This window comes from Vibrio sp. Vb0937 (assembly GCF_033338855.1).
Genome location: NZ_JAWOTK010000001.1, coordinates 150,095 through 169,464, shown reverse-complemented (window position 1 = coordinate 169,464; position 19,370 = coordinate 150,095). Strand labels below are relative to the sequence as shown.

The 19,370-nt window shown below is 45.6% G+C and carries 18 protein-coding genes; 10 read left to right on the top strand and 8 right to left on the bottom strand.

All coding sequences use genetic code 11. The features are described 5' to 3' along the window. Window positions 1-53: 53 nt before the first annotated feature. Window positions 54-917, bottom strand: coding sequence for a helix-turn-helix domain-containing protein (locus tag R7P67_RS00820; protein ID WP_213866665.1), 864 nt, complete (start codon window positions 915-917; stop codon window positions 54-56). Between the two features lie 184 nt (window positions 918-1,101). Between R7P67_RS00820 and R7P67_RS00815 the strand changes: the two genes are divergently transcribed. Beyond that, a complete protein-coding gene (locus R7P67_RS00815; RefSeq protein ID WP_225491599.1) occupies window positions 1,102-2,001 on the top strand; it encodes a GyrI-like domain-containing protein in 900 nt (299 codons plus the stop codon). 56 nt (window positions 2,002-2,057) lie between these two features. On the opposite strand, the gene R7P67_RS00810 is transcribed toward R7P67_RS00815, so the two are convergent. Beyond that, window positions 2,058-2,480: an organic hydroperoxide resistance protein gene (locus R7P67_RS00810; RefSeq protein WP_213866663.1), complete on the bottom strand. Its 423-nt coding sequence runs from the start codon at window positions 2,478-2,480 to the stop codon at window positions 2,058-2,060. Window positions 2,481-2,617: 137 nt separating this feature from the next. On the opposite strand from R7P67_RS00810, the gene R7P67_RS00805 reads away from it, so the two are divergent. The 4 genes from R7P67_RS00805 (at window position 2,618) to R7P67_RS00790 (ending at window position 7,509) form a co-directional block, all read left to right on the top strand. Continuing rightward, window positions 2,618-3,076: a MarR family winged helix-turn-helix transcriptional regulator gene (locus R7P67_RS00805; RefSeq protein ID WP_213962286.1), complete on the top strand. Its 459-nt coding sequence runs from the start codon at window positions 2,618-2,620 to the stop codon at window positions 3,074-3,076. A 305-nt stretch (window positions 3,077-3,381) separates the two neighbouring features. Then, complete coding sequence (gene ahpC / locus R7P67_RS00800) at window positions 3,382-3,939, top strand: alkyl hydroperoxide reductase subunit C (RefSeq protein ID WP_005374632.1); 558 nt, start codon at window positions 3,382-3,384, stop codon at window positions 3,937-3,939. A gap of 335 nt (window positions 3,940-4,274) precedes the next feature. Beyond that, a complete protein-coding gene (gene ahpF / locus R7P67_RS00795; RefSeq protein WP_005374617.1) occupies window positions 4,275-5,843 on the top strand; it encodes an alkyl hydroperoxide reductase subunit F in 1,569 nt (522 codons plus the stop codon). A 1,246-nt stretch (window positions 5,844-7,089) separates the two neighbouring features. After that, a complete protein-coding gene (locus R7P67_RS00790) occupies window positions 7,090-7,509 on the top strand; it encodes a VOC family protein (RefSeq protein WP_186585576.1) in 420 nt (139 codons plus the stop codon). Window positions 7,510-7,588: 79 nt separating this feature from the next. Here the strand turns inward: R7P67_RS00790 and R7P67_RS00785 are convergent, their stop codons facing one another. After that, a complete protein-coding gene (locus R7P67_RS00785; protein WP_005398264.1) occupies window positions 7,589-8,128 on the bottom strand; it encodes a CAP domain-containing protein in 540 nt (179 codons plus the stop codon). A gap of 127 nt (window positions 8,129-8,255) precedes the next feature. Beyond that, entirely contained in the window at window positions 8,256-9,212 is a 957-nt protein-coding gene (locus R7P67_RS00780; protein ID WP_005374613.1) for a LysR family transcriptional regulator, read from the bottom strand. A 126-nt stretch (window positions 9,213-9,338) separates the two neighbouring features. Here R7P67_RS00780 and R7P67_RS00775 point away from each other — a divergent pair, with 126 nt between their 5' ends. From R7P67_RS00775 to R7P67_RS00765, 3 genes are all read left to right on the top strand, one after another. Further along, the gene (locus R7P67_RS00775) at window positions 9,339-10,025 is read left to right on the top strand and encodes a DJ-1/PfpI family protein (protein ID WP_262653157.1); all 687 of its coding nucleotides are present in this window, start codon (window positions 9,339-9,341) and stop codon (window positions 10,023-10,025) included. Between the two features lie 120 nt (window positions 10,026-10,145). Next, complete coding sequence (locus tag R7P67_RS00770; RefSeq protein ID WP_255209459.1) at window positions 10,146-10,676, top strand: sigma-70 family RNA polymerase sigma factor; 531 nt, start codon at window positions 10,146-10,148, stop codon at window positions 10,674-10,676. A 166-nt stretch (window positions 10,677-10,842) separates the two neighbouring features. Beyond that, window positions 10,843-11,538, top strand: coding sequence for a VC0807 family protein (locus R7P67_RS00765; protein WP_005383527.1), 696 nt, complete (start codon window positions 10,843-10,845; stop codon window positions 11,536-11,538). Window positions 11,539-11,610: 72 nt separating this feature from the next. Here the strand turns inward: R7P67_RS00765 and R7P67_RS00760 are convergent, their stop codons facing one another. Both R7P67_RS00760 and R7P67_RS00755 read right to left on the bottom strand, forming a co-directional pair. After that, window positions 11,611-12,603, bottom strand: coding sequence for a zinc-dependent alcohol dehydrogenase family protein (locus R7P67_RS00760; protein WP_258481614.1), 993 nt, complete (start codon window positions 12,601-12,603; stop codon window positions 11,611-11,613). Window positions 12,604-12,691: 88 nt separating this feature from the next. Continuing rightward, the gene (locus tag R7P67_RS00755) at window positions 12,692-13,507 is read right to left on the bottom strand and encodes an AraC family transcriptional regulator (protein ID WP_206959560.1); all 816 of its coding nucleotides are present in this window, start codon (window positions 13,505-13,507) and stop codon (window positions 12,692-12,694) included. Between the two features lie 111 nt (window positions 13,508-13,618). Between R7P67_RS00755 and R7P67_RS00750 the strand changes: the two genes are divergently transcribed. After that, window positions 13,619-14,311, top strand: coding sequence for an MOSC domain-containing protein (locus R7P67_RS00750; protein ID WP_262653155.1), 693 nt, complete (start codon window positions 13,619-13,621; stop codon window positions 14,309-14,311). A 66-nt stretch (window positions 14,312-14,377) separates the two neighbouring features. On the opposite strand, the gene R7P67_RS00745 is transcribed toward R7P67_RS00750, so the two are convergent. Next, the gene (locus tag R7P67_RS00745) at window positions 14,378-15,616 is read right to left on the bottom strand and encodes a DEAD/DEAH box helicase (protein WP_213873686.1); all 1,239 of its coding nucleotides are present in this window, start codon (window positions 15,614-15,616) and stop codon (window positions 14,378-14,380) included. A gap of 264 nt (window positions 15,617-15,880) precedes the next feature. Continuing rightward, entirely contained in the window at window positions 15,881-16,882 is a 1,002-nt protein-coding gene (locus tag R7P67_RS00740; RefSeq protein WP_005383547.1) for an arginine deiminase-related protein, read from the bottom strand. A gap of 404 nt (window positions 16,883-17,286) precedes the next feature. On the opposite strand from R7P67_RS00740, the gene R7P67_RS00735 reads away from it, so the two are divergent. Further along, complete coding sequence (locus R7P67_RS00735) at window positions 17,287-19,137, top strand: ABC transporter ATP-binding protein (protein ID WP_262653152.1); 1,851 nt, start codon at window positions 17,287-17,289, stop codon at window positions 19,135-19,137. The last annotated feature ends 233 nt before the right edge of the window (window positions 19,138-19,370 follow it).

The window sequence follows — 19,370 nt, the reverse complement described above, 5'->3', positions numbered from 1 at the left end:
GATAAGAGAAAAATTGGATTTTTGCGACAACTTTCGGGCTGATTAGCAATGAATTACGACTCAAAGTCGCCATAGATATCGATGGTTAAGTCGCGCTTTTTCAAGTATTTGCTCGGCGTTTTTCTTAGCTGCTGTTTGAGGGTACGAATCAAATGTGATTGGTCACTGAAACCAAATTGTTGTGAGAAGCTCGCCCAATCAATCGCTTCTTGTTGCTTGTAGAGGGTCAAAATCATCTGCTCCAGACGTGCCATTTGTTGATACTGCTTAACGCTCAACCCCACCACTTGCTTGAAACTGCGCTCAAGCGTTCTGCGAGAACAGGCGCACTGTTTGGCTATCTCATCAATATCCATCGCTAACTCAGGTGAACGTAGCGCTTGAGCGTCCATCACGGATACCGCTTTTTGTGACGCCAAAAACGGTTTGGTATGGCAAGGTTCGATATCTAACGCATCTAGATGTTGTTTGATGTAGTTCAGCAAACATTGCGGTGAATCTTGCAACTCTAGCAGCCATAGGCCCTGTTGAAAGCGCTCATCAAACGCCGCGCTGAGCCAATCAAACCATTCGCATTGGTTAATTGCGCTAATTTGGGATACATCACTAAAAAGTGACTCAATGGCATACAAACCCTCTGGGCGAAAGGTGATACCAATACGCTTGATGGGAGCCGTATCTTCCAACAGCAGCAAGTGTTCGTTAGCCGTTAATAAATGGCAGCCTTTGCCAGTAAGCTTAGTGTCTCCAGTGTCGTAGCTGTAGCCTTGCTCTGGTGGCGTAAAGAGTAAATGAGCACGCGGGTTTGGAATAAGGTGCGGCTTGGGGTCAATGACTTCACCCTCTGGCACTTCCAAGTACCACACTTGATGAATGAGCCATTCGTACTCTGGCAGAGTGTGTTTCCAAGCTATCATGATTGTCCTAGCGGTTAGTAAAGATAATAAGCGCAACGTTTTTGCTTAAACATCTGTTAGTTGAGTGTGACTGATTGACGCGCATCTCGCCACGCATTTCTCACCCAGTTCCCTTGCAAGCTTGTTGGATTGCGGTAGGCTTTGAGCAGAGAAAACAAGCTGAACAGAACAAGGAAATCCCCCGATACGCGTCGACTACCACCAACGACTGGTTCCTGTGATTCGTTATTTAGAACAACACTTTAATGAACCACTCAACCTGCCAGAAGTGGCCGCGCTGGCGAACCTTTCCCCTTATCACTTTCATCGCACCTTCAAAGCCGTGCAAGGCGAAACACTGGCCGACTTCATTCGACGTTTACGTCTAGAAGCCGCCGCCGATGACTTATTCAAATCCAAACAACCGGTATTGAACATTGCCCTAGAATACGGATTTTCCAGCTCACAGAGTTTAGCCAAAGCCTTCAAACAACATTATGGCGTTACACCTACGGCCTTTCGCGACTGCGAAAACTACCAGCAGTTTTCTGAATTAGCACGAAACAGCAAGATTGGACACACGTTGCGCAAGAATGGAAACGAAGTAACACCAAGCGATTCATATACTGGCTCTGAACTCACCAAATGGAGCATGACAATGGAAACGCAAAACTTTGAAAAAGCAAAACTGGCTTACATTCGCCTAAACGGCCCTTACGGCCAAGGCTATGAGGAGCCATCAGGTCGCTTGTATCAATGGGCAGGAATGAAAGGTTTAGCAGGCAATACCTGCATCTTCATCTACCATGATAATCCTGAAATCACGCCAGACGAGAAGTGTCGCACTGATATCTGCTTGATGGTGCCAGAAGATACCGAAGTTCCGAAAGGCATTGAGCTGCAAGACTTCCCCGGCGGTCAATACGCGGTGATGCGCCAGCACATTACTGACCCGAGCCAATACTCAAAAGCGTGGGATGATGTCATGAGCAAGGTGATTGAATCCGGTATTGAGAACGACGACCGTCCTTGCTTTGAGCTTTACCACAGCTTCGACCCACAAACGCACCATGCAGACGTTAGCTTCTGCACCGCCATCAAATAAACCAAAAGCCTGCGTGCTTGCAGGCTTTCTTGTCTTTGTGCAGTGGTTGAAACCGCTTAAATTGCTTCGCCGTTTACCGTTACTGCCACATCAATGTTGCCACGAACTGCGTTTGAATATGGGCAAACTTGGTGTGCAATGCGCGTTAGCTCTAGCGCTTGTTCTTGTGCCATGTCTAGCTCTACCGCTAGGCTCACTGTTAGTGCAAAACCGCCGTTATCGTTCGGGCCGATGCCCACTTGCGCTGTTACGGGTGCGCTTTTCAGGTTTACTTTACCTTCACGCGCTACGTGCAGAATCGCGTTAGAAAAACACGCTGAATAGCCCGCGGCAAAAAGCTGTTCTGGGTTAGTTGCTGCGCCTGTGCCGCCCATTTCCTTCGGGTATGACAGCTCTAAATCGAGAAGACCGTCATCTGTTTTTACTTGACCATTACGACCAGCCAAAGCGGTAGCTTGAGTTTTGTATAGAGTAGTCATGCGAGTGTCCTTCTTAATTTAAGTTGTGCACAATTTAATTGCTTGCAATCTTATATCGAAGTAAAGATCGTTTGCAACTATATTGTGCACAATTTATTTTATAACTCTCTTTCTCTGTGAGCAGGTAGGCAACGCCAATGAGCCAGTGTTACACCGACAACACCATGACCGACGACGATAAACTCTTACTCGAAAACCAAGCTTGCTTCCCGCTCTACAGCGCAGCAAATGCCGTGATCCGAGCTTACCGCCCGTTGCTGGACGAGCTTGATCTGACTTATTCGCAGTACTTAGTGATGATGGTGCTGTGGGAAAAAGACGGTGCCAGCGTAAAAGAATTGGGGTCACAACTGCATTTGGACTCAGGCACACTTACGCCGCTACTTAAACGATTAGAAGCAAAAGGCTATGTAGAACGCGGCCGAAGTGAAACCGATGAGCGCGTTCGCGTACTCAACCTCACCGAGCAAGGTCGTGACCTTAAAGAACAAGCCAAGTCGGTGCCAAACGCCATGATGTGCAAAATCACCTTAGAGCTAGATGAAATGATCATGCTGAAGAAGTTGTGTGGCAAAGTGCTCGACAATCTGGGCTAACAAAATAGAAGTATCCGCTTTCCCACTTCCTATTAAAAAGAGCCTGCCGAGATGCAGGCTCTTTCGCTCTTAGCTAGAAGATCTACTCAAAGTCATCATCGGTATTCTCTATTGCTAATCTGCCTTCATCTTCAATAAAACCTATCAAAGCAAACTCACTTACATCGGATTTCCCTATCAAGTGAAATAGGAAATGGCTATCAATAGGATAGTTACAAGCGATTTTCCTTAAACACACTCCGATGAGAATATACTTTCCGAAAGCAACAACAGCTCAGCTTAAAACATTCAAAGGAAAGTAAATTATGATTAATACTCAAATCAAACCATTTGCAGCTACAGCGTACAAAAACGGCGAATTCGTTGAAGTAACAGAACAAGACGTTCTAGGTAAATGGGCAGTATTCTTCTTCTACCCAGCAGACTTTACGTTTGTATGTCCAACAGAACTGGGCGACCTAGCAGACCATTACGAAGAGCTACAAAAACGTGGCGTAGAAGTTTACTCAGTATCAACTGACACACACTTCACTCACAAAGCATGGCACGACAGCTCAGACACAATCGGTAAGATTCAGTACTACATGCTTGGCGACCAAACAGGCAACATCACAAACAACTTCGGTGTGATGCGTGAAGGTCAAGGTCTTGCAGACCGCGCTACGTTCCTAATCGACCCAGAAGGTACTATCCAAGCAATGGAAATCACTGCTGAAGGTATCGGTCGTGACGCAGAAGACCTACTACGCAAAGTGAAAGCAGCTCAATACGTAGCAGCGCACCCAGGCGAAGTTTGCCCAGCTAAATGGAAAGAAGGTGAAGAGACACTAGCTCCATCACTAGACCTAGTTGGCAAAATCTAAGCCACTGAAATTTAAGTTCTAATCGGTTCCCGATTTCCTTTTTCTGATTAGAACTGAATTAGAGAGCACTTCAGGTTAGATACCTTGACGACCTTCTGCCTGATTTGCTCTCTCCCCCTCAGGTTTTATCTACAGTAACCACTTTTTATTACCTATCTGAATAAGTAGGTGTGCAGTAATTGCGTAGAAAAAATCGTTTAGAACCAGGCATAGATTTTCGATAGCTAGTTACTCTAACTACAAAATCTATAACGCAGTTATCAACGATTTTAGCTAGCAAGAATGAACAAATACTTGTTTTGATTGGTAACTATTTAATTAAGGTAGTAACAACTATGTTAGACCAAGCGATCCAACAACAACTCAAACAATATCTGGCTAATGTAAAAGAAGAAGTTCGTTTAGTGGTTAGTCTAGATGAAAGCAAAGCATCGAATGACATTTTGTCTCTAGCGAACCAAATCGCAGAGATGAGCGACCTAATCACCGTTGAACGTGACGACAACGCAAGCGCACGTAAACCTGTGATGGCGGTAACTAACCCAGCAAAAGGCACAGCACTGCGCTTTGCAGGCTTGCCAATGGGTCACGAATTTACCTCTCTAGTATTGGCACTGCTTCACTCTGGCGGTCACCCAATCAAACTAGAACCAGAAGTGATTGAGCAAATCGCAGCACTAGACAAAGATCTAGACGTAGAAATCTTCATTTCACTGTCGTGCCAAAACTGTCCGGACGTGGTTCAAGCGTTCAACATGATGGCGGCGATCAACCCGAAAGTAAAAGCAACCATGATCGACGGTGGTTTGTTCCAAGATGAAGTAAAACAACGCGACATCATGGCCGTACCAAGCGTATTCGTGAACGGTGAGCTATTCGGTCAAGGCCGTATGTCTCTGACTGAAATCCTAAACAAAGTCGATGACGGCGCGAGCGAGAAAGCCGCGAAAGCACTGAGCGAAAAAGACCCATACGATGTACTTGTTGTCGGCGGTGGTCCTGGTGGTAGCGCAGCTGCTCTATACGCTGCTCGTAAAGGTATTCGCACTGGCGTTGTTGCTAAACGCTTTGGTGGTCAAGTTATGGACACCATGGCAATTGAGAACTTCATTTCGGTAAAACGCACTGAAGGTCCAAAACTGGCAACTGACCTAGCAGAACACCTAAAAGAATACGATGTAGACGTCGTGACTGAGCAACAAGCTGAGAAGCTAATGGGCGCAGCACATACAGAAGATGGTTTGATTCACATCCAACTTGAAAGCGGCGCAACGCTGAAGAGTAAGAGTGTCATCTTAAGCCCAGGTGCACGCTGGCGTGAAATGAACGTTCCGGGTGAGCAAGAGTACCGCAACAAAGGTGTCGCGTACTGTCCACACTGTGACGGTCCACTGTTCAAAGGTAAGAAAACTGCAGTTATCGGTGGTGGTAACTCAGGTATCGAAGCAGCTATCGACCTTGCTGGTATCGTAGAACACGTAACGGTTCTTGAATTCGCAGACGTACTTCGCGCAGACCAAGTGCTTATCGACAAAGCGAACTCACTACCAAACGTAGACATCATCACGATGGCGCAAACAACAGAAGTAGTGGGTGACGGTACTCGCGTAACAAGCTTGAAGTACAAAGACCGCAACACAGATGAAATCAAAGAGATTGAATTGTCAGGTATCTTTGTTCAAATCGGTCTAGTACCAAACACAGAATGGCTAAAAGATTCAGAAGTAGCCCTATCTGAGCGCGGCGAGATTGAAGTCGGTAGCCGTGGCGATACTAGCTTAGAAGGTGTGTTCGCAGCGGGTGACGCAACAACCGTTCCTTACAAGCAGATCATCATTGCGATGGGTGAAGGTGCAAAAGCAAGCTTAGGCGCATTTGACTACCTAATCCGTAAGCAAGGCTAATCTCCAAATTTCTTGGACACAAAGCGCACGGTGCTGTGTTTTCTTCCCCGGAAAACCAATCGGGGCACCGTGACAGCGATGAGTAACAAGAAATAAAATCAAAAAACCTAGAAGCCCAAAGACTTTGCCAGCAGGTACTAACTGCTGGCTTTTTTGGTTTGGGGAGAGGTGTAAGCAAATCTCTCAGCGCTCCGAGTTCAAACTGGAGGGAATGGCTCTACAATCACGGATAATTCAGTTCACTCCACCAGCATCACAACGCGCTGCGAATAGATTCTGAATACTCGCTTAGGCTCTTGCAGAATGACGCTGTTCGTTTAGCGTTCTCTCCCCGTCATTCCCGCGAACCTAGGTGAGACTCGGAATCTACTCACCGTAAACTCGGTCGAAAATGAGTAGCACGAACAAACAAAAGTTGAAACAAGGTTGCAAGCACCTTACCCAACATTCAACCTCAAACCAGCAACCCCACCTAACCTCCCCTTGTATCAAACTCCGAAGCTCTCAACACGCAGAGCTCAAAAGGGAGGAACTGGTTCTGTGCTCGCGGATAATTCAATTCACAACGCAACATAACAACACACTGAAAGTAGATTCTGAATACTCGCTTAGGCTCCTTCAGAATGACGCTGCTCGTTTAGCTCTCTTTCCGTCATTCCCGCGAACCTAGGTGAGACTCGGAATCTACTCACCGTAAACTCGATCGAAAATGAGTAGCACGAACAAACAAAAGGTGAAACAAGGTTGCAAGCACCTTACCCAACATTCAACCTCAAACCAGCAACCCCACCTAACCTCCCCTTGTATCAAACTCCGAAGCTCTCAACACGCAGAGCTCAAAAGGGAGGAACTGGTTCTGTGCTCGCGGATAGTTCAATTCACAACGCAACATAACAACACACTGAAAGTAGATTCTGAATACTCGCTTAGGCTCTTTCAGAATGACGCTCTTCGTTTAGCACTCTCTTTCCGTCATTGCCGCGAACCTAGGTGAGGCTGGGAATCTACTCACCACAAACTCGATCGAAAATGATTAGCAAGAACACGAACAAACAAAAGGTGAAACAAGGTTGCAAGCCCCTAACCCAGCTCTCAGATTCAAAGCACCAAACCCACCGAATCTCTCAATGTATCCAGATCCAAAGATATCAACCCTAAAAAATTTTAAAAAAGCCCTTTACCTCAACTTAACTTGAGGTTTTAGCATATTCATCGTTGGCTAGAAAATGACAAAAAGGAGCACATCATGATCCAACTAGAACATATTAACTTAGTCGTGAAAGATATCCCTGAAATGCTGAAGTTTTACCAAACTGCATTTCCACATTGGTACGTGCGTGATGAAGGTAAAGGCGAATGGAGTGGCAAACCAAGAAACTGGCTACATTTTGGCGACGAGTATCAATACATAGCCATGAGTGACCACGGCGAAGGAGAAAACCGCGAGTTGAGCGGGCACCAAGTTGGGCTAGCGCATTTTGCTTATGTGACCAACAACGTCGATGCAATCATCAAAAGACTAACCGATGCAGGTTATCCGATTGCCCAACCTGGCGCTGATGAACCATACCGCAAAAATGTGTATTTTATTGACCCTGCAGGTTTTGAGATTGAATTTGTTGAATACCTGGTGGATGACCCAAAACTTCGTAACCTGACAAGCTAAAAGAGATGTAAATAATAAAACGCCAGCAGATAGTGACTGCTGGCGTTTTATTTTTTATCTATCGGGCTTCTTTATCGCATTAGCGCTGTTTGGCAAAAACCTGAGTCCAGTAATACCCGTAACGTGCAGAGTGATTTTCGACAAGCGACGCGCCCATCTGATCAAAATCCGCACTCATGATATTAAGGCAGTGACCTTCACTCGATAACCACGCGTTAACGACGGCGTTAATGGTGCTTTGCCCTACGGCGACATTCTCACCAATGGCGCTCCAAGCATAACCCGTTGCGTTAACTCGATCTGACATTTTGCTGCCATCAGAGCCTGTGTGGCTCATGAAATCGCTGTTCGCCATATCGCTTGAATGTCGATAAGCGGCGCTTTCCAAATCGTAGCTCCAAGTCAGGGCCCCAACAGGTGGCATGGTGGTTGCGCCACACTGTTGTGTAGTAGAGCGGGCGCTGTTGACCGCTGCAAGCATCTGCTCGGCAAATGTGCCTTGTGACGATGTGGAACCTGTGTTTTGTGAGCCGCTTTCTGCTGGGGCTGACGACTCCCCATCGCCGCCACATGCGCTGAGAAGTAGGGCCAAAGCAGGCACTAAGATCTTAGTTGGCATTGTCTTTCCTTTATGAGTGACGAAGAGCAAACTGCGCTTTTCGATAATAACGCCCAATAAACTAACAAAAACCAATAAAAGCGCCATATAGCTTAGGGGGTTTTAACCAAAGACTCACATGAAGTTTTCAATCGCCTTGGTTCGGTCGATAAATCGGCAACGTTTCAGCCCAAGTATGGAATGGCGTTTCATCCATATCCTGTATTGCTTGAGTGATAAAATCGATGAACACCCTCACTCGGGCAGGCACATATTCCCGGTTGGCATAGAGAAGATACACGCCATTTCCTGCTTGGCGCATGCTCGGAAATATCGGCACTAAACGCCCCGCTTTAAGCCAGTCTCTCGCGATAAAATGAGGGATCTGAGTCAATCCTAAGCCTTCTGCGCAAAGCTCTGCCATAGATTCACCGTCATTTACAATGTAGTTTCTTTCGGGGTCATATTCACTCGCACCGTCTGGTTCTGGCATCCGAATCGGCAACAGTTTCCCCGTTTGTTTAAAACGAAAACGAACCCAAGAATGGTCATTGAATACATCCGAGCCACTCGGAACACCATGGCGCGCTAAGTAATCCTGACTGGCACAAATGATAAAATCGATAGGGCTGAGCTGACGCACAATCAATTGACTATCGTGAACGACACCAGAGCGAATCGACACATCAATACCTTGCTCAATAATATCAACGTAGGCGTCATCGTAATGAATATCGATAGTGATGTTAGGGTAGCGGCGACAAAACTCTTTTAATAAAGGACGAATATAGAGGCGACCGTACGAGACTGGCACATTAATCTTAAGCTGCCCTGAAAGCGCATCATTGTGACTTTTTAATGAATCCTCACATGCCGCCAGCTCCTCCAGTACAAACCTAGCAGTATTTGCGTACCTACGACCAGCTTCTGTCAGGCGGCTCTGTCGCGTAGAACGTTGAAAAAGCTGTATACCCAAATCGCTTTCAAGACGATGTATGGCTTTACTCACGGTCGAAGGGTCAGTGCCATACACTTTGGCAGCCGCAGCAAAACTACCGCCATCTAAAGTGGCAATAAAAAATCGTAGGGACCGTATCTTATCCATATAACCAATGAACTCTATTCATGAATTTTATTCACTTTAGTAAAGACCAAGTGGCTCTTCAATCACTAATTAGCCTAAATATAATGAACCTCAATAACTTGATGCTCTGTTAGCGAGGAAAAAACCATGGGTAAAAACGGATTGAAGAATGCACTACAACTATTGATAGCGACACTAGTCCTATTCTTTGGGGTGCTTCAAACAGCACATGCCGCAGATAAACGAATTGGTATTCTGGTTTACGATGGCGTACTGACCTCTGATGTTACTGCGCCTTTAGAGGTCTTTGGCGTCGCAAGTCGTCTCACTTGGTTTAGTGATTATGACGTGCTCACCATTTCCGTCTCAGATCAGAAAACCATCACCACTGAAGAAGGATTAAAAATTGGTGTGGATGCTTGGATTGGTGATCTGCCGGAACTCGACGTATTGGTTTTAACATCCAGCTATGACATGGATGCACTAATCGAAAATAAAGATCTCATTCACTTTATTAGAACTACCTCAAAGGCGGCAGATTGGATGGCAAGTAATTGCTCTGGCGCGTATTTGTTAGCCGAAGCTGGCCTTTTAAACGGTAAGAAAGCAACGACGTGGGCTGGAGGTGAAAACGGATTACAAAAAGACTATCCAGCAGTTGATGTACAGTTCGACCAGAATTTTGTGGTTGATGATGGAGTCATCACCTCAAACGGCAGCCTAGTCAGCTATCAGGCCGCCCTTAAGTTACTGCATCTCATGACTTCAGAGTCTAAAGCTCAGGAAGTCGCAGATGCCATCCAGTACTCACGCTTTTCCAACCAACCATTTTAAGCGGGTAAGAAAGAAATCAGAGTCACCCTTCGATATTTGGAAGGTTAACTCTTCGAATTTGTCTTCCTAATCGAACAACCCTTTTTATCACTGTAAAAGCGATAAAAAGGGTTGTCGTTCATCTGGCAGACACAACGTGCTCTCCAAACTTTTTATCTTAATGCTATGGAAAAACATAAACGTTACGAAGCACTGACGAAAGATCGATACCAAGAGATCTACCGTCTCGCGTATTGGTTATGCAAAGATCACCACCTTGCTCAAGATTTAGCGCAAGAAACCTTTCTGAAAGCGTGGCGATTCTTTGATAAATTAAATGACCCCAACGCCGCGAAGTCTTGGCTCATTACTATTTTGCGTCGTGAGAATGCTCGGCGCTTTGATAGAAAACAGTACGATTTTGTCGACATTGATGAGTGTGCAATACAGACAAAAACCTACCCTGGCAGTGACTACGACATGGCCCAAGATTGGCTTCAAAAACAAATGATGATTCTCGAACCCAAATACCGAGAGCCGTTGCTCTTGAGCTTAGTGGCTGGGTTGAATCATGATGAAATTGCCCAAGCCTTGAGGCTCAACCACAACACAGTGGCGACTCGATTATTCAGAGCGCGTAATCAGATCATCGCACAGAAGGAGAGTCATTAAGACACAAAAAGTAGTCAACCATGTAAACTAACTGGCTATGCTCCGGTCTATTTCATAAGTCGTTACACAACTCGACGCTTTAACGCTTTACATCAAGCGCGACTAGATGAACACTTCTTGTCAAAGTACAATAACAGCCGACATAGAGTAGAGTCAGTAAAACATTATGAGTAACACGACGGCGAAAAAGCCGAATCCCTTATTTGAAATCCTTTTCAACGTATTTATCCCTTCCTTCATTTTGATGAAGTTTAGTGGCGATGAGCATCTAGGGACAGCAATGGCGCTGGTTGTCGCTTTGCTATTTCCTATCATTTATGGCGGTATGGACCTTGTCCGTAACAAGAAATTTAACTTTATTTCTGCTCTGGGCTTTATCAGTGTTCTACTAACTGGTGGCATCGGCTTGTTAGAGCTTGATACACGCTGGTTAGCACTAAAAGAAGCCCTGATTCCTGGCCTGATCGGTTTAGCGGTTTTGGGTTCAACGTTTACCCGCTACCCACTGATGCAGAAGTTAGTACTGAATGACACAGTGTTGAATCTCGCGTTGATTAACCAACGTTTAAAAGAAAATGGTAAAACCGATGCGTTCGAACGTTGCCTTATGTCTTCTAACTACCTGTTTGCAAGTACTTTTGCGTTCTCATCTGCAATGAACTACTTCCTTGCGACTTGGATTGTGACTAGCCCTTCTGGTACTGCTGCCTTTAACGAAGAGTTAGGGAAAATGACGCTGTACAGTTACCCAATGATTGCCATCCCAAGTATGTTGATGATGTTCGGTATTTTTTATTACATTTGGCGTCAAGTACGTGCGATGACATCGCTCGAAACAGAGCAAATCTTCCATCTAAAATAGCCCAATCATTACAAGTAAACCCATAAAAAAGGAGGATTTTATCCTCCCTTTTCTCAACAGGCTCACTGTAATTCACAGCGTCAAAATGATTTTTCCTGACACTGCTGACGAGCGTCGCTCAACCATTTCAATCGCTGTTTGAAAGTCCTCTAACGGCAGATAATATGCAACGTTTAACTTTATGTCGCTGCTAATAAAATGTTCTAACATTTCAGCGAACACCGTCTTTCTCCCGCCTTTACCTACCGATTCTTCCCAATACCGCAAAAAGAATGTACTAAAGTCGATGTTGTTGGCCTTCATCGATTCAAAAAACTCAGGCGTATAAGGCGTTAACGACAATGTTCCGTAGTTGATGTATTGGTCGTTTTCTTTCAAAGTACGAATAAGATCCGTGCCAGCCTCACCACCTATCGCGTCCAGAGCGACCGTTGGTTGTGGCAGTTTGCGCGTTTGCAGTTGCGCGTGTAAGTCTTGTTTTGCGTCCAACACTGGAATCGTATCGTACGGATACTTTTCTGGCTTTGAAGTCACAGCAATCAGTGCAAAACCCAGTGAATGGGCGAGCTGGGCAAATATCTTACCGATCGCTGACCCTGCTGCATTGATGATCACCACATCGTCTTTGTTCAACTTAGCTACTTTAGTGGTGATCACCCACGCGGTTAACGCGTTGATGTACAACTGACAGGCATAGCCGTTCTCCAAACTCTCAGGTAGCGGAAAAAGATTCTCAGGCGAGGCATCTATGTAGTATTGCCAAGTCCCACTCATCGCCACCAACACCTTTTGCCCAACTTGAAGGTCAGTTTGATCAACTGCACTGACTTCCACCACACGCCCAACCGCTTCAAATCCCGGCACGCGAGGTGGTACGTGAACGCGGCGGTATTGCCCAACACCATGAATGGAAAGCAAGTCACTTGGGTTAATATTGGTGGCTTCCAGTCGCACCCGAACCTTGCCCTGAGCAAGCGGTTTGAGGGGCTCTTTTTCCAACGACAGCGACGTTTTGGGTTGACCAAAACAGAATTGATTCACTCGAGTATTTATCGTTGGTGCCATTGTTATTCATACCATGTAATTGAAATTCAAAAAGGAAGTTTCGCGACTTCTACTCAAAAGCATTAAGTGAAGTCGAAGCTCTGTATTTCTACCTGCGCGATGCGCCGTTCACTCTAAACTGTTGTGGCGTCATATCAAAATAGGCTTTAAATGCTTTGATGTAGGATGAGTCGTTTTGATAACCCACTAGGTCTGCAATGGCTTGGATTGGCAACGATTCATCTAACAAAGAAAGCGAGTAAATTAGCCGAATTTGTTGCCGCCAAAGTAGAAATGAAGTGTTGAATTCCTTGGCGAACAGCCGTGATAAAGTACGCTCAGACGCCCCAATTTTCTCCCCCCACTCTTTTAGCGAACAGCTCAACGCGGGCTCGTCGGTCAACTGCTCGAAAATCAGTTTTAGTCGTCTGTCTTGTGGCAGCAATAACTGAAATGTCTGCACGTTGCGTTTCAAAATTTGATCATGCAGCACCGCCAGCAAATGCAGCACTTCTTCGTGGCTTGTCTCACCTTCACACTGTCTGCGGATCTCTTGTAAAAGCTCATTTAAAAACGACGTTAAAGCAATGGTTCTCACTTGTGGCTCGTACGTTGCGCCAAACTCAGGGTTGAGGTAAATACCAACAAATATCGTGTTGCTTAGAGCAATCGACTCGTGTTGAACACCCGCAGGAACAAATAACGCAGAGGTGTGCGGAACCAAATGCTGATAATGCTCCGTTTGTGTTTGCAATAACCCTTTGATAGGAAAGATGATTTGATGCCAAGTGTGTTGATGCAGCGCATCAATGTAACCTTTTGGCATGTCGATGGTTTTCACTAAAACAGGAGAATGGGGATTCGCGGCCATCATCTCATTGGAGGTGACGACGCCTGACTTCGAATCAATTTGGCGAGTTAGCATTGTTAGTTGTCTTTTTATCCCTATACCGACACAAGTTTACTAGGCTATCATGCTCCGCATCGCGAATGAAGGTAAACACTTTATCTCTCATTCAAATAATAAGGAGGTTATATGAAGAAAATCGGCGTCGTAAAAGCTGTGCTAGCAGGGAAAACCGTCCCTTATGCTCATGGAGCGCAAAGCGCAATCAACAAACAAGTGCTACCTGAGCGCCAGCACGCAACAGAGCTTGGTTTTACCAGTGATGAGCAAGGTGATCCGCGCTTTCATGGTGGCATTCAAAAAGCGCTTCATATTTACCCAAGCGAGCACTACCCAATCTGGCAACAAGAATTAGGCAAAAGACCAATTTTCCAATCCGCCGGCGGCTTTGGCGAAAACATCAGCTCCGAAGGCGTCACCGAATCCACGATTTGCTTGAAAGATAAAATTCGCATCGGCTCAACACTACTGGAAGTGTCGCAAGGTCGCATGCCTTGTTGGAAACTTAACGTACGTTTTGACCAACACGACATGGCGAGAAGACTGCAAGATACGCTTCGAACAGGCTGGTATTTCCGAGTGTTGGAAGAAGGCGATATCGGTGCAGGTGACGAGATTATTCTGTGCGAAAGACCTTATCCAGAATGGCCACTGGCTCGCATCATGGGCGCGGTTTTCACTGGCTGTTTAGATAGAAAAGAACTCACTAAGCTGTCTGAGCTGCCGTTAGTCGAGTCTTGGGGCAAGTTGGTCGAGCGCCGCCTAGAAACTGGCGAAGTTGAAGATTGGGAAATGCGCTTGGTTGGCCCAACTGTGGATTAACACCCCAAAGTAAAATTTAAGCCACGCTCTGAACCGACTATGCCGTCAGAGCGTGTTTTTTTTGGTTTACTTCGCACTCGGGGCTGGGCGTTTCGACTTACCTTGGAACTGCTTAATGCTCTTCTTAGCATTAGTTCGGCGGTTGGCTTTTTTATCGCGTGGCGCGCGTTTGCTCTCGCCAGTTGATGGCTTATCCGTTACTGGAAAACCTGCCAGATCTTGCACTGGTAATGCACGTTGAGTCAGGTGACGAATCGCGCTTAGTGCGTCCATTTCACCATGACAAACCAATGACATCGCGACACCTTGTTCGCCTGCGCGAGCGGTACGTCCTACTCGGTGAACATAGGTTTCTGCATACATTGGCAGTTCAAAGTTGATCACTACAGGTAATTGCTCAATGTGAATGCCACGCGCTAGTAGATCGGTGGCAATCAACACCTGAATTTGCCCAGATTTAAACTGCGCCAGTGCTTCTTCTCGCTCATCTTGACTCTTATTGCCATGCAACGCATTGGTTGAGATGCCCGCTTTATTCAGCTTCTTCGCTAAGCCATCGGCGTTCTCTTTCGCACCAATAAAGACTAATGCCTTAGTCCACGCGTTTTTTTGAATCAGTTCAATCAATGCCTTGGTTTTACTGCCTTTGTTGACGAGGTACAGCGTTTCAGCAATATCTTGGTTGGTGCTGTTTTCTTGATGCGCTGCAACTTGCTTTGTTGCCTGCATAAGCAGCTTCGCTTTACCCTTCAACTCATCTGAAAACGTTGCCGAGAACATTGCGGTTTGACGCTGGTTTGAAATCAGCCCCGCAATATTTTGCACGTCAGGCCAAAAGCCCATTTCCAACAGACGATCCGCCTCATCCAACACTAGGTAATGGATATTGCTTAAGTCTAAACCGTTGTTTGCCAGATCAACCAAACGACCTGTCGTCGCGACAAGGATATGAGGATTTGTCGCTAGCGCCTGCTGTTGTTGCTCTTTATCAACGCCGCCACACAAACACACTGCGTTGAGTTCAAGAACTTGACCAACTTGGTTAATTGCTTCACTCACTTGCATTGCCAGCTCACGAGTTGGCACAAGAATCAGCGCTTTTTGCTCTGGATTGACACCCAGCTTTTCCAACAAAGGCAAACCATAAGCAAGGGTTTTGCCGCTGCCTGTATTTGCCAAAGCCAATAGATCTTGACCAGCCAACAGCTCAGGAATGGCCAACGCTTGAATATCGGTCGGTTTCTTGAAGTCTTTTGGCAGGGCGTGAATCAGCTCAGAACTCAATGAGAGAGTAGAAAATGGCATTAGCGAAACCTTGTACTTTTGGTTGAAGAGGCAATAAAAACAATGAAGATGCGGTAAAACGCAGGCGCGGACTTTACCACAATCTGCTAGGTGAACCATCCTATTTTAGGCGCTTAAACCAAGCGTCGCCTACGCAAATCTTCAGAAAACTAAAAAGCGCAAAAAAGCCGTTAGTCTGTACTGCCACAGAGCTAACGGCTAAAAACCCTTGAAGAGAATGCTTCGTCAGCCTTTCACTGCGGCTGAAAAGAAATGTGCAGTTTATTAAAGCACAGCTTTACGATTAGGTAAGAACACTTCACCCAACATGCAACGAACCGAACCACCACCAATAGATTCTATGGTAGAAACGTCGAATGGCAGCAATTTACCGTGCGTCGCCAATTGGTTTCTTTGTGCTGGTGAGAATGCATCGTACGCCGATTGCGACATCGCAATCACCTTGTCGCCGTTGATCGTTTCCAGTTGCAGAATGTTACCGCAGAACTGGTTCATTTGCTCAAGCGAAATTGAGATGACTTGCTTGTCTTTGGCGAGTGACTTCATTACAAAACGACGCTCAAATTCTGGGATCACTTCGTCACAAATCACGCAAAACTGTTCGCCAACCGCCATCATCACATTGGTGTGATAAATCGGCGCACCAGACGGCAAACGAGTTTGGAAAGAAATCACTCGTTCATAGCCAATACGATCGGCGTAATCTTCTAAAACCAGACGATCACAACGTTGTGAGAGTGCGGCGTAGACCGTTTTATTTAGGTGGTCAAACACCATCACACCCGTGCTTTCTAAATACGCTTGCTCGTCAAGATATTCAGTTAGACTGCTGCGTCGATGAACCTCTCGCCCTGCTTGCGCTAGTGCTGCCACAAGTGCATCGGGACGTACTTCTTTTTGACGGTTTTCACAGGCCATTGGAAAAGTGTACAACGTGCCATCTGGCGTAGTGCTAAACCAGTTGTTTGGAAATACCGCGTCTGGCGTCGCAACATCTGAAGTTGGATAATCAAACTCAACAACTTGAACGCCCTCTTGACGCAGCGTTGCAACCATACTCGCGAACTCGGCCATTACTCGACGTGAGACTTCTTCTTGGCTGAGTGACACTTTATGTTGGAACTCATTATCTTGTGCGGTTTCTTCATTAAAACGAAACTCTTTCGGTGGCACCATCACTACGCAGTTTGCGGTTTGGCGCTGAGCACTTTGCGTGCTTTCTTCTTTCCCATTAGCAAATTGGGTCACTGATTCGTGTAATAGCATCCAATATATTCCTTATCACTAGAATGAGGAGATTGTAAATTTATTGTTAACTTCAGTTTTGCTGTTTTGACAATTAATTTAATTGCCCAAAAGTAATTTTTGCTGCATTAAGTTTATTTTTCCCTAAATTTTATTGTCACTTTGCAGGTTTAAGCTTTTATGGCACCGTAATGAACATGATAAGAATTCATCATAAGAATCAGAACCATAGACAATCACACTCATAACCAACTAGTTACATTTAAGACACTATCGGTTAGACTATTTTTTCGCCCCTCTCGTCAATCGGTCTGCTTTATCGAGGAGCAGGCAAGAAACTCTCATACACGCGGTTTCGTCCAAAGCAGCGTGAATCGATGGATTTAGCCACCCCATATGGCATTGTTTTAACTTTAGGATGAGTTATGTTTAAACGATTTGAAGGCTTTACAGAGCCGTTCCCCAAATCTACACCGGATCAGCCTCCTTCAGGGATGTTCGCTTTTCTGCGTTATTACACTCGTGGTTATGAAAAGCCTTTGATCATCATGTCTTTGATGGCCACAATTGTGGCTGTTGTTGAGGTAATGTTGTTTGGCGCCATGGGACAATTGGTTGATTGGTTGTCTACCAGCAATCCAGAAACGTTCTTACAAGACAACAAATCGGATTTGATTTTCTACGGAGCCTTATTGCTGGTTGTCATGCCTATATTGGTGATCTTGTACTCGTTGCTCGTTCATCAAACGTTATTGGGCAACTACCCAATGTCTATCCGCTGGCTTGCACACCGGTATTTGCTCAATCAAAGCTTGAACTTCTATCAAGATGATTTTGCAGGCCGAGTCGCAACGAAAGTCATGCAAACCTCATTAGCTGTGCGCGAAACCGTAATGAAAGCTATGGATGTGTTTGTTTACGTTACGGTTTACTTCACCAGCATGATCATTATGTTAGCGACGGCAGACTGGCGTTTGATGATCCCAATGATCGTCTGGCTGCTAGCTTACATCGCTATCCAAATCTATTTTGTCCCTAAGCTCAAAGACGTCGCTTCAGCGCAGGCCGATGCACGTTCGACAATGACAGGGCGTATCGTCGACAGTTATACCAATATTCAAACCGTCAAACTGTTTTCTCATAGCCAGCGCGAAACCCAATATGCCGAGCAAGGCATGAAAGGATTTTTAAATACGGTCTATCGTCAAATGCGCCTAGTGACCGGCTTCGACGTCGCTGTAGAGATCTCAAACTATATTTTGGTCTTTTCCGTTGCTGCTTTATCGATTTACCTGTGGTTGGATAGTGCCATTAGCGTTGGCGCGATTGCGATTGCTGTTAGTCTTGCATTGCGCGTAAACGGTATGTCTATGTGGATAATGTGGGAAGTTGGCGCCCTCTTTGAAAACATGGGAACCGTTGTCGATGGAATGAAAACGCTCTCTAAGCCTATTGATATTAAAGATAAACCAGGCGCAAAAGACTTGGTTGTCACTGAAGGAAGCATTCACTTTGATAACGTCAGCTTCCATTACGGTGAGAACAAAGGCGTGATTAGCCATCTCGACCTCAACATCAAACCAGGAGAGAAAGTAGGCTTGGTCGGGCGCTCCGGCGCCGGAAAATCGACTTTGGTGAACTTGTTACTTCGCTTCCACGATGTCGAAGACGGCAGCATTAAGATCGATGGACAGAACATCTCAGAAGTCACACAAGACTCTTTGCGCTCAAAGATCGGTATGGTGACCCAAGATACTTCTCTGTTACACCGTTCAATTCGAGACAATATTTTGTATGGCAATCCAGATGCGACAGAAGAAGATTTGCTGAAAGCCACTAAGCAAGCGCATGCCCATGAGTTTATCGAAACTCTGACCGACCCATTTGGTAATGTCGGATACGATGCGCAAGTTGGTGAACGTGGTGTAAAACTGTCTGGAGGCCAACGTCAGCGTATCGCAATATCTCGTGTGCTACTCAAAGACGCACCATTGCTGGTACTGGATGAAGCAACATCGGCTCTGGATTCAGAAGTCGAAGCAGCGATTCAGGAAAGCTTGAATGAATTAATGCAAGGGAAAACAGTTATTGCTATCGCTCACCGATTATCGACCATCGCACAAATGGATCGCCTCATCGTGCTAGATAAAGGCAGCATCGTTGAACAAGGTTCTCATCAAGAACTCATTGCGAATAACGGCATTTACGCCCAGCTTTGGGCGCATCAAACTGGCGGATTTATCGCTGAAGAACTAGACAATCAACACGCTTCTTAACGAGTGATAAGCTCAATAAAAACGGCGCTTTAAGCGCCGTTTTTTATTTAAATCCATGGCTAGATGCTCATATAGCCATTGTGGTTTCTCATATATGAAACACTCTCCATGATAAAGCTCACACTTTTTCTGCTAATATACCGCCTCGTTGCGTATCCATTGCAATGAACACAATACAGAGTATTGAGCCGTCTTCATTTGTCATTTCACTTTTTGAGAAACAGCTATACTCA

Excerpts from the sequence above, each read along its gene's own strand:
- R7P67_RS00820 (WP_213866665.1), bottom strand. The coding sequence starts at position 917 with ATGATAGCTTGGAAACACACTCTGCCAGAGTACGAATGGCTCATTCAT.
- R7P67_RS00810 (WP_213866663.1), bottom strand. The coding sequence starts at position 2,480 with ATGACTACTCTATACAAAACTCAAGCTACCGCTTTGGCTGGTCGTAAT.
- R7P67_RS00805 (WP_213962286.1), top strand. The coding sequence starts at position 2,618 with ATGAGCCAGTGTTACACCGACAACACCATGACCGACGACGATAAACTC.
- ahpC (WP_005374632.1), top strand. The coding sequence starts at position 3,382 with ATGATTAATACTCAAATCAAACCATTTGCAGCTACAGCGTACAAAAAC.
- ahpF (WP_005374617.1), top strand. The coding sequence starts at position 4,275 with ATGTTAGACCAAGCGATCCAACAACAACTCAAACAATATCTGGCTAAT.
- R7P67_RS00790 (WP_186585576.1), top strand. The coding sequence starts at position 7,090 with ATGATCCAACTAGAACATATTAACTTAGTCGTGAAAGATATCCCTGAA.
- R7P67_RS00785 (WP_005398264.1), bottom strand. The coding sequence starts at position 8,128 with ATGCCAACTAAGATCTTAGTGCCTGCTTTGGCCCTACTTCTCAGCGCA.
- R7P67_RS00780 (WP_005374613.1), bottom strand. The coding sequence starts at position 9,212 with ATGGATAAGATACGGTCCCTACGATTTTTTATTGCCACTTTAGATGGC.
- R7P67_RS00775 (WP_262653157.1), top strand. The coding sequence starts at position 9,339 with ATGGGTAAAAACGGATTGAAGAATGCACTACAACTATTGATAGCGACA.
- R7P67_RS00765 (WP_005383527.1), top strand. The coding sequence starts at position 10,843 with ATGAGTAACACGACGGCGAAAAAGCCGAATCCCTTATTTGAAATCCTT.
- R7P67_RS00760 (WP_258481614.1), bottom strand. The coding sequence starts at position 12,603 with ATGGCACCAACGATAAATACTCGAGTGAATCAATTCTGTTTTGGTCAA.
- R7P67_RS00755 (WP_206959560.1), bottom strand. The coding sequence starts at position 13,507 with ATGCTAACTCGCCAAATTGATTCGAAGTCAGGCGTCGTCACCTCCAAT.
- R7P67_RS00750 (WP_262653155.1), top strand. The coding sequence starts at position 13,619 with ATGAAGAAAATCGGCGTCGTAAAAGCTGTGCTAGCAGGGAAAACCGTC.
- R7P67_RS00745 (WP_213873686.1), bottom strand. The coding sequence starts at position 15,616 with ATGCCATTTTCTACTCTCTCATTGAGTTCTGAGCTGATTCACGCCCTG.
- R7P67_RS00740 (WP_005383547.1), bottom strand. The coding sequence starts at position 16,882 with ATGCTATTACACGAATCAGTGACCCAATTTGCTAATGGGAAAGAAGAA.
- R7P67_RS00735 (WP_262653152.1), top strand. The coding sequence starts at position 17,287 with ATGTTTAAACGATTTGAAGGCTTTACAGAGCCGTTCCCCAAATCTACA.